The 14,974-nt window shown below is 66.1% G+C and carries 13 protein-coding genes; 5 read left to right on the top strand and 8 right to left on the bottom strand.

Annotated features, from left to right (window positions below):
* The first annotated feature begins 78 nt into the window (after positions 1-78).
* The 3 genes from ACO2Q5_RS08060 to ACO2Q5_RS08050 are packed head-to-tail and all read left to right on the top strand — an operon-like array spanning position 79 to position 2,289.
* Positions 79-1,083: a ketopantoate reductase family protein gene (locus ACO2Q5_RS08060; RefSeq protein WP_423289730.1), complete on the top strand. Its 1,005-nt coding sequence runs from the start codon at positions 79-81 to the stop codon at positions 1,081-1,083.
* A gap of 10 nt (positions 1,084-1,093) precedes the next feature.
* Positions 1,094-1,690, top strand: a complete 597-nt coding sequence (locus ACO2Q5_RS08055; protein WP_423289728.1) for a TetR/AcrR family transcriptional regulator — start codon at positions 1,094-1,096, stop codon at positions 1,688-1,690.
* Positions 1,687-2,289, top strand: coding sequence for a 2-hydroxychromene-2-carboxylate isomerase (locus ACO2Q5_RS08050; RefSeq protein WP_423289726.1), 603 nt, complete (start codon positions 1,687-1,689; stop codon positions 2,287-2,289). Before ACO2Q5_RS08055 ends, ACO2Q5_RS08050 begins: the two co-directional genes overlap by 4 nt.
* A 10-nt stretch (positions 2,290-2,299) precedes the next feature.
* On the opposite strand, the gene ACO2Q5_RS08045 is transcribed toward ACO2Q5_RS08050, so the two are convergent.
* A complete protein-coding gene (locus ACO2Q5_RS08045) occupies positions 2,300-3,676 on the bottom strand; it encodes an FAD-binding oxidoreductase (protein ID WP_423289724.1) in 1,377 nt (458 codons plus the stop codon).
* Between the two features lie 704 nt (positions 3,677-4,380).
* Here ACO2Q5_RS08045 and ACO2Q5_RS08040 point away from each other — a divergent pair.
* Positions 4,381-5,289, top strand: coding sequence for a Cof-type HAD-IIB family hydrolase (locus ACO2Q5_RS08040; protein ID WP_423289722.1), 909 nt, complete (start codon positions 4,381-4,383; stop codon positions 5,287-5,289).
* 316 nt (positions 5,290-5,605) lie between these two features.
* On the opposite strand, the gene ACO2Q5_RS08035 is transcribed toward ACO2Q5_RS08040, so the two are convergent.
* The 7 genes from ACO2Q5_RS08035 to ACO2Q5_RS08005 all read right to left on the bottom strand — a co-directional run bounded on the left by ACO2Q5_RS08035 (position 5,606) and on the right by ACO2Q5_RS08005 (position 12,677).
* On the bottom strand, positions 5,606-6,958 hold the full coding sequence (locus tag ACO2Q5_RS08035; RefSeq protein WP_423289720.1) for an FGGY-family carbohydrate kinase: 1,353 nt from the start codon (positions 6,956-6,958) through the stop codon (positions 5,606-5,608).
* Positions 6,955-7,269, bottom strand: coding sequence for an L-rhamnose mutarotase (rhaM, locus tag ACO2Q5_RS08030; protein WP_423289718.1), 315 nt, complete (start codon positions 7,267-7,269; stop codon positions 6,955-6,957). Before rhaM ends, ACO2Q5_RS08035 begins: the two co-directional genes overlap by 4 nt.
* Positions 7,269-8,255, bottom strand: coding sequence for an ABC transporter permease (locus tag ACO2Q5_RS08025; protein ID WP_423289716.1), 987 nt, complete (start codon positions 8,253-8,255; stop codon positions 7,269-7,271). The genes rhaM and ACO2Q5_RS08025 overlap by 1 nt, the downstream gene beginning before the upstream one ends.
* Positions 8,252-9,229: an ABC transporter permease gene (locus tag ACO2Q5_RS08020; RefSeq protein WP_423289714.1), complete on the bottom strand. Its 978-nt coding sequence runs from the start codon at positions 9,227-9,229 to the stop codon at positions 8,252-8,254. The genes ACO2Q5_RS08025 and ACO2Q5_RS08020 overlap by 4 nt, the downstream gene beginning before the upstream one ends.
* Before the next feature lies 1 nt (position 9,230).
* Entirely contained in the window at positions 9,231-10,757 is a 1,527-nt protein-coding gene (locus ACO2Q5_RS08015; protein ID WP_423289712.1) for a sugar ABC transporter ATP-binding protein, read from the bottom strand.
* Positions 10,758-10,819: 62 nt separating this feature from the next.
* Positions 10,820-11,812, bottom strand: a complete 993-nt coding sequence (rhaS, locus tag ACO2Q5_RS08010) for a rhamnose ABC transporter substrate-binding protein (protein ID WP_423289710.1) — start codon at positions 11,810-11,812, stop codon at positions 10,820-10,822.
* Between the two features lie 55 nt (positions 11,813-11,867).
* Complete coding sequence (locus tag ACO2Q5_RS08005; RefSeq protein ID WP_423289708.1) at positions 11,868-12,677, bottom strand: DeoR/GlpR family DNA-binding transcription regulator; 810 nt, start codon at positions 12,675-12,677, stop codon at positions 11,868-11,870.
* A 186-nt stretch (positions 12,678-12,863) separates the two neighbouring features.
* Between ACO2Q5_RS08005 and ACO2Q5_RS08000 the strand changes: the two genes are divergently transcribed.
* Positions 12,864-14,966, top strand: coding sequence for a bifunctional rhamnulose-1-phosphate aldolase/short-chain dehydrogenase (locus tag ACO2Q5_RS08000; protein ID WP_423289706.1), 2,103 nt, complete (start codon positions 12,864-12,866; stop codon positions 14,964-14,966).
* Positions 14,967-14,974 lie beyond the last annotated feature (8 nt).

Raw genomic sequence — 14,974 nt, 5'->3', positions numbered from 1 at the left:
CCGCCCCGGCCCGCAGACTATGCTGGCCATGCAATTTCGGACGGTGCCCCGGGCGCCTGTCCTGATCGGGGAAAGACCATGACCTATGTCATTCTTGGTGCAGGCGCCCTTGGCACCAGCCTTGCGGCCCAGTTCACCGAAGCCGGGATCGCCACCCTGCTCATCGGGCGCGGCGCACAGTTGGAACATCTGCGGCGGGAGGGACTGCTTTATCAGCGGCCCGGCGGCACATATCGCGTCGCGCTGAATGTGGCGGCGATTGGCGAGTTGCGGCTGACACCTGCGGATACGCTGGTGCTGGCCGTCAAGGCGCAGGATGTCGAGGAACTGAGCGCAGAGCTGGCGCATATTCCGGTCGAAGGCGGCGGCTTTGCCAGCGACCTGCCGGTTCTGACGCTGCAGAACGGGCTGGAGGCAGAACGGATCGTCGCGCGCCGCTTCCCGCGGCTTTATGCGGCGGTGGTGCGGGTGCCCGCAATCTATACCCGCACGGGCACCGTCCGTGTGCTGGCAGAGCCGCAGTTCGCCAGCCTGACTCTGGGTCGCTATCCGGCCGGCAAGGATGAGGTGACGGCACGGCTGACCGCCGATCTGGTCCGGGCGGGGGCGCTGGTGGAAGAGCGTGCCGATATCCGCCGATGGAAGGCGCAGAAGCTTCTCCATAACGTGCGCAATGTGGTGGAACTGTTCGCAGGCAGTCCCGAGGACGCGGCGCGTGCGGGCGATGCCCTTGCTGCCGAGGCGAAGTCGGTGCTGCGGGCAGCGGGGCATGATCCGGCAGCCGAGGCCGAGCGGCGGGTTTCGCTGGAAGGCTGGCGGATCCTGCGCGATCCCGACGATCCCGGCGGCCAGTCCACCTGGCAAAGCTTTACCCGCGGGGCCCGCAGCGAGGTGGATTTCCTGAACGGCGAAATCGTGCTTCAGGCACGGCTGCACGGGCTGGCGGCGCCCTGGAACCTTGCGGCACAGAGGCTGGCGGCGGAACTGGCTGCACGGGGCGGTGCGCCGGGAGACATCGGTCTGGACCGGCTTCTGCAACTGGCGCAGTCCGAAGAGGCGGCCTTGTCGGCCGTGCCCTGTTGAAAGGCCCCGCATGACCGCTGCCCGCCCCTCTCCCGTCGCGGCGCATATCCTTGGCGTTGCAGGTGGTCTGTTCTACCGCGAGGGCATCCGCGCCGTGGGGATCGACCGCATCATCCTTGAGGCCGATATCGCCAAGGCCACGCTCTACCGCCACTACAGATCCAAGGAGGATCTGGTGCTGGCCTATCTGCAGGGGCGCCATGATCTGGTGATGCAGGGGCTGGACGAGGTGCTGGCCCGCTTTGCCGATCCGCGTGCGCAGATCGCCGAGATTTTCGAAGGGCTGGTCCGCAAGGCCGGAAACCCCGAGTTCCGTGGCTGCGCCTTCGGGCTGGCTGTGGCGGAACATGGCGAAAGCGCGCGGATCGTCGGCATGGCGCGGATGCACAAATCCGCCGTCGCCGCGGTGCTGGACGGCATTGCCCGCCGCGCCGGGCTGGCCGCGCCGGGCAGCACCGGCTGCCATCTGGCGCTGCTTTATGACGGCGCGCTGGCGCGTCGGGCGATTTATGGCAGCGTGCAGCCCATGCGCGAGGCGAAGGAATGCGCACTGGCCTTGTTCGATCAGGCCCTGCGCGAAACGACGGCAGGAAAGACACCGGCATGACACAGCGCATTGATTATTTCTTCGGCCTCGGCTCGCCCTGGGCCTATGTCGGGCTGGAGCCCTTCGTCGATCTGGCCCGGGCCGAGGGGGCCGAGATCGTGCCCCATGTCATCGGGTTGATCGAAGAGAATGGCGGCATCTATTCCAAGAACCGTCCCCCCGCGCGCAAGGCCTATTGGCTGACAGACCTGCGTCGCTGGGCCGCGCGGCGTGGCGTCTCCCTGCGGTTCGAGGGGCGCGAGGGCCTGTCCGATATCGCCCCCGCAGGCGATCTGGTCATCGCGGCCTATCTGCGGGGCGAGGACTGGCTGTCCCTGGCGCGCGCCTTCCACGCGGCCTTCTGGGGCCGGGCCGAGGATATCGGCGCGGCAGAGGTGCGGGCACGGTTGGCTTCGGCCGCGGGTTTCGACAGCGCGGCGCTTGAGGCTTTCGCCCAAGGGCCGGAGGTTGCCCGCCGCAAGGCCGAAAGCCTTGATCTGGCCCGCGGCGCCGGCGTCTTCGGCCTGCCCTCCTATCTGGTGGGCGGAGAGCTGTTCTGGGGGCAAGACAGCCTGCCGTTTCTGGAACGCCATCTGAAAGGCGAGGCGCTGACCGCCTGACGCCCGCCGCTCAGGGTGGCGGCAGGATTTTCCCGGGGTTGAACAGATCCTCGGGGTCCAGCGCCGCCTTCAGCCGCCGCATCACCGCCAGCGCGGGGCCGTGTTCGGCCGCCATGTATTTCTGCTTGCCGATGCCGACGCCATGTTCCCCCGTGCAGGTGCCATCCACCGACAGCGCCTTTTCCACCATGGCCGAGTTGATCGCCGTCACCACTGCCTCGTCGGCGGGATTTTCGGGGTCGATGGCAAAGACCACATGGAAATTGCCGTCACCGACATGGCCCATGATGGCATAGGGCACCGGGCAATCGGCCAGCAGAGCCTTGGCATGGACGATGCAATCGGCCAGCGCGCCGATGGGCACGCAGACATCGGTGGGCCAGCCGCGCGATCCGGGGCGCAGCGCCAGCGTGGCATTATAGGCGCTGTGCCGGGCCTTCCACAGGCGGTTGCGTTCTTCCTCGGCCCGGGCCCAGCGAAAGCCGGAACAGCCGTTCGCTTCGGCCAGGCTGCGAAACAGCTCCACCTGCGCCTCCACTTCGGCCGTGCTGCCGGCGAGTTCCACGAACAGCGTGTCGGCCACGGTTTCAGCCAGGCCGGAGAAGGCGTTGACCGCGGCCACCGCGCCTGCATCCATATATTCCACCCGCCCCGGCGTCAGGCCGCATTGAATGGCCTCGATCGCGGTGCGGCTGGCCTCGGCCGGGCCCGGGAAGGTGCAGACGGCGGCCAGCACTTCTTCCGGCCGGCCATGCAGGCGCAGGGTCACTTCGGTGATGATGCCCAGCGTCCCTTCGGAGCCGAGGTAAAGATGCGTCAGATCATACCCGGCCGAAGATTTGCGGGCACGGCGTCCGGTGCGGATCACCTCGCCCTGCGGGGTCACGACGGTGAGGTTCAGCACATTCTCCGCCATCGTGCCATAGCGCACCGCGCTGGTGCCCGAGGCGCGGGTCGCGCTCATCCCGCCGATGGTGGCATTGGCGCCGGGGTCCACCGGGAAGAACAGGCCGGTGTCGCGCAACTGCGCATTCAGTGCCTCGCGCGTGATCCCGGCCTCGACCGTGCAGTCCAGATCGTCGGGGCTGATCCGCAGCAGGCGGTCCATCCGCATCATGTCGATGCTGACGCCGCCGCGCAGGGCAGCGACATGCGCCTCCAACGAAGAGCCGAGGCCATGGGCGATGACCGGCACGCGGGCCGCGGTGCAGATGCGGACGACCTCGGCCACCTCTTCGGTGCTGACGGGCCAGACCACGGCATCAGGCGGCTGCGGTGTGTGATGCGTCTCATGCCCGGCATGATGGTCGCGGTCGGCCGCGCGGATGGAGAACCGGTCCCCCAAAAGGGCAGAGAGGGCATCATAGGTTGCGGGATCAAGCGTCATCGGTCGGGTCCATGCGGCAGCTGCGGCCTTCGGCCGTGGTTCGCTGCAATCTAGCGCCTTGCCCTCAAGATGAAAGCCGAAGGGCAGCAGAGATGTTTCATCCTTTGGCATCGGCAGGGAATATTTCTGTCTCATCCGCGATGGCGGCAGAAGCCGGCTTTTCCGGCCCCTGTCCTGCTGCGGCACCGGACGCGAAGCGGGCCTTGCGGGGACGGGAATATATCGGGTTAAGCCGACGTGCACCTCCTTGGGCAAACACCGGCTCTGGTTGCGCTGCTGTCGGTGAGTGTTTCAATCCGGACGGCGAATTGTGGTATCTTGCCGATCCGACGGGGGCGGAGATCCAGAGCCGGTCAGCGTGGCGGGATGGTCGTATCTAGCCTGACTGAACGTCGGCAAGGCCGATGCCCGCGGTGAACCGGTCTTCGACGGGGGCATTCACCATCTTACCCGCGCGGAGATAAAAGGCGATCCCGGCCCGGCCGCGATGAAGACCGCTCGGACCGGGGAAGTGCCATAAGCCTATCGGCGGCGACCGGACCCCGGTGCGCTGGCCCCATGGTCCAGCTTTGCGAGGCGAGGGGGCGCGGTGTGATCCTGATCCGTTCGCTTGTCGAAACCGGCGCCCTGCATCGCGCTGGTCAGCCGGCCGGGTTGCGGCTAGAAAGCCAGAATAAGAATGATTTCAATAACAAGAGATCGTGATGACCGAATATGGTGCGCCGGATCATGTGGCCACTGCCCCGCTCCCCGCGCGGCATCCCCCCGGGCCGGGCGGCTGGATGGTCGCGCTGGATCTGGACGGCACGGTGCTGGACGATCACCACCGGGTTCCGGCAGCGGTGCAGGCGGCGATTGCGGACACCCGGGCGTGCGGTGTGCGGGTGGTCATCGTGACGGCACGGGCGCCGGTGGCCGCGCGGCATGTGCTGGGCGGGATCGGGCCGGTCGATGCGGTGATCTGTCTGGGCGGTGCGCAGATGCTGCGCCGCGATGCCTCGGGCCTGTGGCTGGCCGATCCGGACCTGCCGCCCGACACTGTGCCATCCGGGGCGGTGGCGGGCGTGGTCCGCGCCGCGCGTGCCCTGTCGTTGCCGCTGGCGGTCTACGCGGGTGAGGGGCTGTTCGCCGACCGTCTGGAAGAGATGCTGACCGAAGAGCTGCAGATCACCGGCATGACCGGGGCCGAGGCCGATCTTCTGGCGCTGGACCGGCCGGTCCTGAAGATGCTGGCCATCGCCCCGCCGGGGCGCGAGGGTGATCTGCTCCGTCTGCGCGCAGAGGCGGAAGGCGCGCTGTCCTGCGTGCTGTCCCATCCCCGCTATCTGGAGATCATGCGGCAGGGCGTGCGCAAGGGCCGGGCGCTGGCCCGGCTGCGCGATCATTGGCAGGTGGACCGGGCGCATTGCGTGGCGATGGGCGATTCCGAAAATGACCTGTCGATGTTCGCCGAGGCCGGGCTGCCCATTGCCATGGGCAATGCCACGCCCGAGGTGCAGGCGGCGGCGCGCTTCGTCACCGCATCCCACAGGCAGGCGGGCGTGGCGGTCGCGCTGAACCGGCTGATCGCGGGCTACTGGACCTCGCCTGCCCCTGGTCAGCTTTTGCGGTAGGGTCGAGGCGGCAGCATCCGTTGTCCGGCCGAACCCTATGTCCGCACCGTGCAGCATCCGCAGCTCCGCACCCGCCCCGATCTGATGGCCGCGGACATCCCTGTTGCATGATGCTGATCATGGGTGAAGGCCGCTGCCACCGGATCATCAATGCCGCGATCATGCCCGTGGCGGTCAGCGACAACACCAGTGCCATCCCATCCTGATCGACAAACGTGATGGCCTATTTCACCTGCCGCGGCGCCTGAATGCGAGGCCCGGCTGGTGGAAGCCGCGAGAGAGCCGAGGGTCTTTCACCCCCCCGCGGTTCAGCGGCTCATTTCAGCTCATGCCATCGCGCGGCCAGGCCGCGCAGGGCATCGGCCTTCTCCGGCAAGGGCACGGCCCTGGTGGCGGGAGGATCGGCCCGGCTCAGGCACAGAAGCGCCGCGCCCGCTGATGTTCCTGTGGCGGATTGCGCCACCTCGACCCCCTCGGGGCGCAGCGCGGCCAGCATGGCCAGATAATCTGGATTGCGGGCGAAGGGTCCTTCGATGATCACCGACCCCCGCGCGCCGATCAGTGAAAGGCAGGTGTCGGTCATCAGCGCAAGGTAATGCGACAGCGCGACCATCCGCGCGCCTTCGGTGGGCGGCTCCGCCGTCCAGCGGTGTTGGCGGCCCTGATAGGGTCCGGAGCCGGGTTCCACCGCGGGCAGCAGCAGGATGGTGCCCTCCCTCACCGCCTGCCGGTCCGCCCCGGTCGGGGCGATGTCACGCCCGGCGCGGATCACCTCGAACTCGCGCCCGCCCATGAACCGGGCCGAGGGCACGGGCTGGCCGAGCGCGTTGACGTTGACCAGCACATCCCGCGCGGGGTCCAGCGTTTGCGGCGCGGCGCCCACGGCCATGGAGACGACCCAGGTGCCGGTGGAGACGACGGCAAAGGGCGCCGTCCGGCCCAGCACATAGGGATAAAGCGAGGCGTTGCTGTCATGGATGCCCACGCTGACCGGCGTGTCGGGCCGCAGGCCGGTGGCTGCGGCCACCTCGGGGCGCAGGGTGCCCAGCACATCGCCGGGCCGCAGGGCGGGGGCCATCTTGCCGGTCAGGCCGAGCGTCTCCACCAGCGCCGAGAAGCGGGCCATCCGGGGTTCCCACAGATCGGTGTGGCAGCCCAGCGAGCAGAGGTCCGACGACATCCGCCCCGTCAGCCGCCAGCCCCAGTAGCCGGGATAGGTCAGCACATGGGCCAGCCGGTCGCGCAGGGCCGGCTGCGTCTGCAACAGCCAGTGCAGCTGCGCACCAAGGTTCAGGCCCATCGGCAGCCGGGCCGATCCCGTCGCCTCAAACCCCGGGCGCAGCGCATCATATTTCGTGGACAGATCGTCCGGCCCGGTGTGTTCGTAATCCAGCATCGGCACGGCCAGCCCGCCCGCGGCATCCAGCAGCACGGCCGAGGCGCCATGGGTGGTGACGGAAATCGCATCCACCCCGTGTTCCGCGTGGAAAGCGGCCAGATGGGTCAGGAAGAAATCCCAATGCCCCTCCAGATCGAAATGCGGATAGGGCGGGCCGGGCCGCACGGTGTTGGGGCGGGTGACCACGGCCACCTCACGCAGCCCATCTGCCGCGACCAGCGCGAGTTTCGCATTGGTCTTGCCGATGTCGATGACGGCGATGTGTTTCATGGCAGGTGGAACACCGGCACCAAGGGCACCGCCACGGGTTCGTTGTCGGGATGCGTGGCCATCACATCGGCCATATGCGCCCACCAGCGCTGCATCACGGGATGGGCGGGCAGGTCGTCCATGGTGTGATCGTCACGCCGCCACAGCACACCGAACAGCGCATTCGTCTCGGGGTCCAGATGGATGGAGTAATCCTCCACTCCGGCCTCTTTCAGCAGCGCCACCAGTTCGGGCCAGATCTCATCATGGCGCCTGCGATATTCGTCCTGCATTCCGGGGTTCAGCATCATGCGGAAGGCGTATTTCTGCATCATTTCCTCCACATCGCCCAAAGACGGGGCAGCGCGATCACCCCGATCAGCAGGGCGCCCACGATGATCGACATGACAATCCCAGGCACGTTCAGGAGGCCGAGGCCAAAGGTCACCAGCCCCATGACAAGGGCGGCGATCACCACGCCCGGGATCGAGCCGGAGCCGCCGAGGATACTCACCCCACCCAGGACGACCATGGTGACCACCTCCAGCTCAAACCCTGTGGCGATGGAGGGGCGGGTGGAGCCGAGGCGGGAGGTCAGGCAGACCGCCGCGATCCCGGACATGAGGCCGGTCAGCAGGAACAGGAGGAAGCGCACCCGGTCCACCCGCACGCCGGAAAACCGCGCGGCGGTGGCGTTGTTGCCGATGACATAGACCAGACGGCCAAAATTGGTGCGGTGCAGCAGGATGCCGAAGACGACCGCCATGACGGCGAACAGCACCAGTTCAACGCTGAACACCCACCAGACATAACCCTGACCGAACCAGCCGAATTCGGCCGGGTAGCCGGTATAGGCGCCATCGCCCAGAACGATATAGCTGATGCCGCGAAAGAGGCTCATCGTGCCGATGGTCACCACGATGGAGGGCAGGCCGAAGCCCGCGACCAGTAGGCCGTTGAACGCCCCGCACAAAAGGCCCGTGCCGATGCCAAGGACCACCAGCGCCCAGACCGGAAAGCCCGCCACCATGGCTGCGCCCATGACGGTGGAGCAGAGCGCGATGATCGCGGCGACCGACAGGTCAATCTCGCCCGCGATGATCAGCATGGCCATGGCAAAGGCGATCAGCGCCTTTTCGGTGAAGTTGAAGCTGGCGTCGCTGAGGTTCCACGGGTCAAGGAAATAGGGCGAGGCCAGCGAATTGGCGACGAAGATCGCCACGGCCACGGCCAAGAGCAGCGCCTCCCAGCTGCGCAGCGCGCGGCTCAGCGGCGATTGCAGCCGGTCGGGGATCTGGCGGGGGGATGCGGGGATCATGCCCGGTGCTCCGCTTGTTTCAGGATGAGACGGCCCTTGGCGCCCTGCCCGCGGGCATTCACCGCAATGGCGATCAGGATGGCCGAGCCGGAGATCGCCAGTTGCCAGAAGGGAGAGATGCCGACGACGGGCAGCGCGTTCTTGATGATGCCAAGGAACAGCGCGCCCATCACGGCGCCCGCGACGGACCCGGCGCCCCCGGCGATGGCGATGCCGCCGATCACGCAGGCGGCGACCACGTCCAGCTCAAACCCGCCGGCGATGTCGACATAGGCCACGGCGTAGCGCGCGACCCACAGGTAACCCGTCAGCCCCGCCAGCGCGCCGGAGATGACGAAGGCCGCGCATTGGGTGCGGCCGACCGAAATGCCCGTATATACTGCGGCATGCGGGTTGCCGCCCACGGCGAACAATGCGCGCCCCAGCGGTGTGCGGCTGATGAAGACCGCCATCCCGGCCACGACCAGAACAGCGATCCAGGCCATGACGGGCAGTCCAAGGAAGGCTGCGCGGGGAAAGGCCTTGAACCCCTCGCTCATCTGATGGGCGTTGATCCATTTGCCGTTGGTCAGCAGGAAGATGACCCCGCGGTAGATGGTCATGGTGCCCAGTGTCACCACGATGGACGGGATTGACAGTTTCCAGACCAGAAGCCCGTTCACCGCCCCCAGAAGCCCGCCCAGTAACACGACGCATAGCAGGATCAGCGGCAGCGGCAGGCCCATGCCGTTCAGCATGGCTGCGATCATCCCGCAGAGCGCAAGGTTCGCGGCCACCGACAGGTCGATGCATTTCGTCAGGATCACCGCCATCTGGCCCAGTGCCAGAATGATCAGGGGCGAGGTGTCGGTGAAGACGGCCGCCAGATTTCCCGGCCCGATGAAGGCCGGGAAACGGGTGGCGATCACCGCCAGAAGGACAAGGATGGCCAGCGCCAGAATGGCCTCACGCGATTTCAGCAACGGTTGCAGCATGTCAGGCGGCCTCCTCGATGCCCACGGCGGCGCGGACAAGGTTTTCCGGGGTCATCGCCGCGCCTGCGAATTCGGCCGCGATCCGGCCTTCGCGCATGACGATGACGCGGTCGGACATGCCCAGAACCTCGGGGATTTCCGAACTGACCATGATGACGGCCAGACCCTGCGCCGCCAGTTCCGACATGAAGTCATGCACCGCGGCCTTTGACCCGATGTCTATGCCCTTGGTCGGTTCGTCCAGAATGATGACGCGGGGCCGGGTGGCCAGCCATTTGGCGATGACCACCTTTTGCTGGTTGCCGCCCGACAGAAGGCCCACGTCCTGATCCAGACTGGCCGCCCGCAGGTCCAGCCTTTGCGTATAGTCCCGCGTCAGGGCGAATTCCTCGGCCAGCCGCAGGAAACCGCTGCGCGACGTCCGCGCCAGCGAGGGCAGGGTGACATTCTGGAAGATCGGCAACCCCTTCACCGCGCCTTGGCGACCGCGGTCTTCGGGGACATAGACGATGCCCGCCTCGACCGCCTCGGCGGTGGAGCGGATGACGCGGACCTGATTGTCGATCCGGACCGCACCTTTCGACGGTCGGGTGATGCCGAACAGGGCCTGCATCACCTCGGACCGGCCGGCACCGACCAGACCGTAAAAGCCCAGAATCTCGCCGCGGTGCAGGGTAAAGCCGATATCGGCAAATTCGGTCGGGTGGCTGTAGCCGGCCACGGTCAGCACCGGATCGCCAATCGTGGCGGGGCGCTTGGGGTAGATCTGATCCACCGCGCGGCCCACCATCATCTGCACCAGCTGCGCCTCCGTCACCTCGGCCATGGCGTCTTCGGCTACGAACTGGCCGTCGCGGAAGACGGTGAAGCGGTCGGCGATGCGAAAGATCTCATCGAACTTGTGGCTGATGAACAGGATCGCCTTGCCCTGCGCGCGCAGCTTTTCCACCAGCTCGTAAAGCTCATGGATTTCCTTGTGGGACAGGGCGGCGGTGGGTTCGTCCATGATGACCACGCGGGCGTCGATGGACAAGGCGCGGGCGATGGCGACCAGATGCTTCGATGCAATGCCCAGATCGCGCAGCCGTGCGCGCGGGTCCAGATCGGCTCCGATTGAGGCGAGAAGGCGCGCGGCCTCCTCCCCCATCCGGCGGCGGTCGATCAGGCCGAAGGCGCCGCGGGGCGCATGGCCGATGAAGATATTCTCGGCCACCGTCAGCTCGTCAAAGAGAACGGTTTCCTGATGGATCGCCGTCACCCCCGCGGCGCTGGCGGCCTGAGCGGTGGGAAAGCGCGTCTCCTGCCCGTCCACGGCGATGGTGCCTTCGTCCGGCTGGTAGATGCCGGTCAGGATCTTCACGATGGTGGATTTGCCCGCCCCGTTTTCCCCGATCAGCGCGGTGACGGTGCCGGGATACAGGTCCAGCTGCACGCCGTTCAGGGCACGCACACCGGGAAAGCTTTTCTGGATGCCGCGAAGGCTCAGCACCGGAGAGGTGCCGGGCGCGGCTGCGGTTTGCGCCTGCATGGGGATGCCCTGAAAGAAAAGGGTCCGGCCTTGGACAGGCCGGACCCGGAAGGTTCAGCCGATCAGAAGATCGAGGAGAACTGGTCGATGTTCGACGCATCATAGGTGAAGGGGTCGGCCATCGCGGCCTCGCCGTTTTCGTCCAGCTTGGCGGTGCCCATGCGGCCCATCGGGATTTCCGCGCCGGGTTCGGCGGTGGCTTTGCCGGTGTTCAGGTTGTAGGCTATCATCGTGGCGGCATAGCCCAGATCGATCGGGTTCCAGATCGCAAAGGATTTGGACGCGCCCGATTTCACATGGCCGGCCATTTCCGACGGCAGGCCCAGCCCGGTGACATTCACCTGACCGATCTTGCCCGCATCGGTCACCGCCTGCGCGGCGGCGACGATGCCGACCGAGGTCGGGGCGATGATCGCCTTCAGGTTCGGATAAGTCTGCAGCAGGCCCTGGGTTTCGCGGTAGGATTTGTCGGCAAGGTCATCGCCGTAGACGGTGGCGACGATGTTGATGCCCGGATAGTTCGGCAGCACCTTCTTCGCCTCTTCGATCCAGACATTCTGGTTGGTCGAGGTGGTGGTGGCCGACAGGATCGCCACATCGCCGCCTTCGGGCAGATGGTCAGCGGCCAGCTTGATGATCGTATTGCCGATCAGCGCGCTGGACGACGGGTTCAGGTGCATCAGGCGGCCGTCCTTGGCCACGCCCGAATCCCACGAGATGACGGTGATCCCGCGATCCATCGCCTTTTTCAGCGTGGGCACCAGCGCGTCGGTATCATTGGCCGAAACGGCGATGGCATCCACCTTCTGGGCGATCAGGCTGTTGATCACCTCGATCTGGCCTTCGGCGGTGGTGTCGGTCGGGCCGGTGTAGATGATCTCCACATCGCCCAGTTCCTTGGCCGCTTCTTCCGCGCCCTTTGCGGCGGCCTCGAAGAAGCCGATGCCAAGCGCCTTGACGACAATGGCGATGCGCTTGGTTTCGGCCTGCGCCGCGCCCGCGAGCAGGACCGAGGCCAGCGCGGCCGAGGTCAGTGCCTTTTTCAGAATGCTCATGTCTTCTCCTCCCTGAGTGATTGCCCGCATCCTCGGTGCGGGGTGGTCCGGTAAATCAATCCTCCTGCGCCCGGACCTTGCGGTCGGCGCTGGCGGTTTCAGCCACGATCAGCCGCACCTCCGCCGCCTCCAGCATCTTTGCGGCGCGGTCGTCGATGCGGTCATCGGTGATGACGGTGTGGATGCGCGACAGCGGGCACAGCAGCAGGCTGGACCGCGCGGCGAATTTGGAACTGTCGGCCAGCACGATCAGCTCATCCGCCTGACCGATCAGCTTCTGTTCGGCCTGCACCAGCAGGGGGTCGCCCTCCATCAAGCCCAAGGGGCCGAGCGCGCGGCAGCCCATGAACATGCGCCGGGCGTAGAAATGGCGGCTGCCGTCTTCATCGAATGGCGACAGGATGATGTTCTGTTCGCGGTAGATGGCGCCGGCGGGCAGAAGGACGGTGTTCTTCGAATGCTTCAGCAGATGTTCCGCGATGGGAAAGCTGTTGGTGAAGACCTGCAGCCGTTTGGTGGTCAGCGGATGGACCATCTGAAATGTGGTGGTGCCGCCGTTGATGATGATGGCATCGCCGTCCTGACACAGATCGACCGCCGCGCGGGCGATGGCGCGCTTTTCCGCCGCATGCACGGTTTCCTGCACCGAGAAGGGCCGCGCGTTGATGCCCACGAAGCTGGGCGGAGAGATCGCCTCGGCCCCGCCGCGCACCCGGCGCAGCTTCTTCTGCATGTGAAGCTGGGCGATGTCGCGCCGCACCGTCGCCTCGGACGCGCCGGTCAGCTGGCACAGGTCCGGTACCGTCACGACGGGCCGTTCCTGCACGGCGGAGAGGATGATTCTGTGGCGTTCGGTTTCGTGCATCCTGTCCTCCCTTGGGGTGCAGACTGAGAAAGTATTCGATCACTGTCAATCATTTTCAATCGCAGAAATGCATTCTGCGGCTGCATAATGATTGGATATGATCGAAACTGATTGACATTCCGTCGCAGGCTGGCATCTTCCGGGCAGGAGGCGCGGCACGTTCCCGCGTGAGATCAGGAGGACAAGATGGCCCCGACCGCAGCCGGAAACCGGCTTGAGAATCTGTGGGATGATGCGAAAGCCGCATCCATGACCGAGGCGGAAAAGCTGCTCTACCGCTCGAATCTCCTGGGGTCTGACAAGCGGGTGACGAATTACGGCGGCGGCAACACCAGCGCCAAGGCGATGGAAGTTGACCCCCTGACCGGCGATCTGGTCGAGGTGCTGTGGGTCAAGGGCTCGGGCGGGGATATCGGGTCCATGAAGATGGACGGCTTCGCCTCGCTGTACATGGACAAGCTGCAGGCGCTGAAGGGCAAATACCGCGGGCTGGCGCATGAGGATGAGATGGTCGGCTATCTGCCGCATTGCACCTTCAACCTGAACCCGCGCGCCGCCAGCATCGACACGCCGCTGCATGCCTATGTACCGAAGAAGCATGTCGATCACGTTCACTCGGATGCGATCATCGCCATCGCTGCTTCGGTCAACTCCAAAGAACTGACACAGGAGATTTTCGGCGACCAGATCGGCTGGCTGCCGTGGAAAAAACCGGGCTATGAACTGGGCCTGTGGCTGGAAAAGCTGGCCACCGAAAACCCGCAGATGCGGGGCGCGGTTCTGGAAAGCCATGGTCTGTTCACCTGGGCCGATGAGGCCAAGGACTGCTACCTGACCACGCTGGAAATCATCAACACCGCCGCCGTCTGGCTGGAGGAGAAATCCACGGGTGTGGCGCCGTTCGGCGGGCCCGCACGGCCCACGTTGCCCGCCGAAGAGCGGCGCGCTGTGGCGGCCCGGCTGATGCCGGTGATCCGGGGCCTGATCTCGAAAGACCGGCACAAGGTGGGGCATTTCGACGATCAGCCCGCGGTGCTGGAGTTTGTGGGCTCTGCCATGCTGGGCGATCTGGCGCCGCTTGGCACCTCCTGCCCGGACCATTTCCTGCGGACGAAGATCCGCCCGCTGCTGGTGGATTTCGACCCCGCAAACCCCGATCTGGACGCCACGATTGCCGGTCTGGCCAAGGCGGCCGAGGATTACCGCACCGACTACGCCGCCTATTACGACCGCTGCAGGAAGCCCGATTCCCCCGCGCTGCGCGACCCGAATGCCGTGGTCTGGCTGGTGCCGGGCGTGGGCATGATCACCTTCGCGCTGGACAAGGCCACCGCCCGGATTTCGGGTGAGTTCTATGTGAACGCGATCAACGTGATGCGCGGCGCCTCCTCGGTCAGCACTTACCAAGGCCTGCCCGAGCAGGAGGCCTTTGACATCGAATATTGGCTGCTGGAGGAGGCAAAGCTGCAGCGCATGCCCAAGCCCAAGGCGCTGGCGGGCCGGGTGGCGCTGGTCACCGGCGGGGCGGGCGGCATAGGCTCGGCCACGGCGGAACGGTTCCTGAAGGAAGGCGCCTGCGTCCTGCTGGCCGATATCGATGGCACCGCCGCGGCCGATGTGGCGGCGGGCATGGCCAAGGTCTTCGGCAAGGATGTGGTCCGGTCGGTGCAGATGAACGTCACCGATGAGGAGCAGGTCATCGGCGCCTATGCCGAGATGGCGGTGGAATTCGGCGGGATCGACATTCTGGTGTCGAATGCGGGGATCGCCTCTTCCGCGCCGGTCGAGGAAACCAGCCTCGCGCTCTGGAACAAAAATATGGACATCCTGTCCACCGGCTATTTCCTTGTCAGCCGCGAGGCGTTCAAGGCGTTCCGTGCGCAGGGCGTGGGCGGGTCGGTGATCTTCGTCGCCTCGAAAAACGGGCTGGCCGCCAGCCCGAACGCCAGCGCCTATTGCACGGCCAAGGCCGCGGAAATCCATCTGGCGCGCTGCCTTGCGCTGGAAGGGGCCGAGGCGGGAATCCGCGTCAATGTGGTGAACCCCGATGCCGTGCTGAAAGGGTCCAAGATCTGGTCGGGCGAATGGCTGGACCAGCGCGCCAGCACCTACAAGACCGACAAGGAGGGGCTGGAGGAGATGTATCGCAACCGCTCCATGCTGAAACGGTCGGTCCTGCCCGAGGATATTGCCGAGGGCGCCTATTTCTTCGCCAGCGATCTTTCGGCCAAATCCACCGGGAATATCCTGAACGTGGATGCGGGCAATGTTCAGGCCTTCACGCGCTAAGGAGGCAG

The organism is Neotabrizicola sp. VNH66, from assembly GCF_049445895.1.
In the GTDB taxonomy this organism is placed as follows: domain Bacteria; phylum Pseudomonadota; class Alphaproteobacteria; order Rhodobacterales; family Rhodobacteraceae; genus Pseudogemmobacter.
Note: the sequence above shows the minus strand (reverse complement) of the source record. Positions and strands in the feature narration are given on the sequence as shown.

Coding starts and splice junctions, on each gene's coding strand:
- ACO2Q5_RS08060 (WP_423289730.1), top strand. CDS start 79: ATGACCTATGTCATTCTTGGTGCAGGCGCCCTTGGCACCAGCCTTGCG.
- ACO2Q5_RS08055 (WP_423289728.1), top strand. CDS start 1,094: ATGACCGCTGCCCGCCCCTCTCCCGTCGCGGCGCATATCCTTGGCGTT.
- ACO2Q5_RS08050 (WP_423289726.1), top strand. CDS start 1,687: ATGACACAGCGCATTGATTATTTCTTCGGCCTCGGCTCGCCCTGGGCC.
- ACO2Q5_RS08045 (WP_423289724.1), bottom strand. CDS start 3,676: ATGACGCTTGATCCCGCAACCTATGATGCCCTCTCTGCCCTTTTGGGG.
- ACO2Q5_RS08040 (WP_423289722.1), top strand. CDS start 4,381: ATGACCGAATATGGTGCGCCGGATCATGTGGCCACTGCCCCGCTCCCC.
- ACO2Q5_RS08035 (WP_423289720.1), bottom strand. CDS start 6,958: ATGAAACACATCGCCGTCATCGACATCGGCAAGACCAATGCGAAACTC.
- rhaM (WP_423289718.1), bottom strand. CDS start 7,269: ATGCAGAAATACGCCTTCCGCATGATGCTGAACCCCGGAATGCAGGAC.
- ACO2Q5_RS08025 (WP_423289716.1), bottom strand. CDS start 8,255: ATGATCCCCGCATCCCCCCGCCAGATCCCCGACCGGCTGCAATCGCCG.
- ACO2Q5_RS08020 (WP_423289714.1), bottom strand. CDS start 9,229: ATGCTGCAACCGTTGCTGAAATCGCGTGAGGCCATTCTGGCGCTGGCC.
- ACO2Q5_RS08015 (WP_423289712.1), bottom strand. CDS start 10,757: ATGCAGGCGCAAACCGCAGCCGCGCCCGGCACCTCTCCGGTGCTGAGC.
- rhaS (WP_423289710.1), bottom strand. CDS start 11,812: ATGAGCATTCTGAAAAAGGCACTGACCTCGGCCGCGCTGGCCTCGGTC.
- ACO2Q5_RS08005 (WP_423289708.1), bottom strand. CDS start 12,677: ATGCACGAAACCGAACGCCACAGAATCATCCTCTCCGCCGTGCAGGAA.
- ACO2Q5_RS08000 (WP_423289706.1), top strand. CDS start 12,864: ATGGCCCCGACCGCAGCCGGAAACCGGCTTGAGAATCTGTGGGATGAT.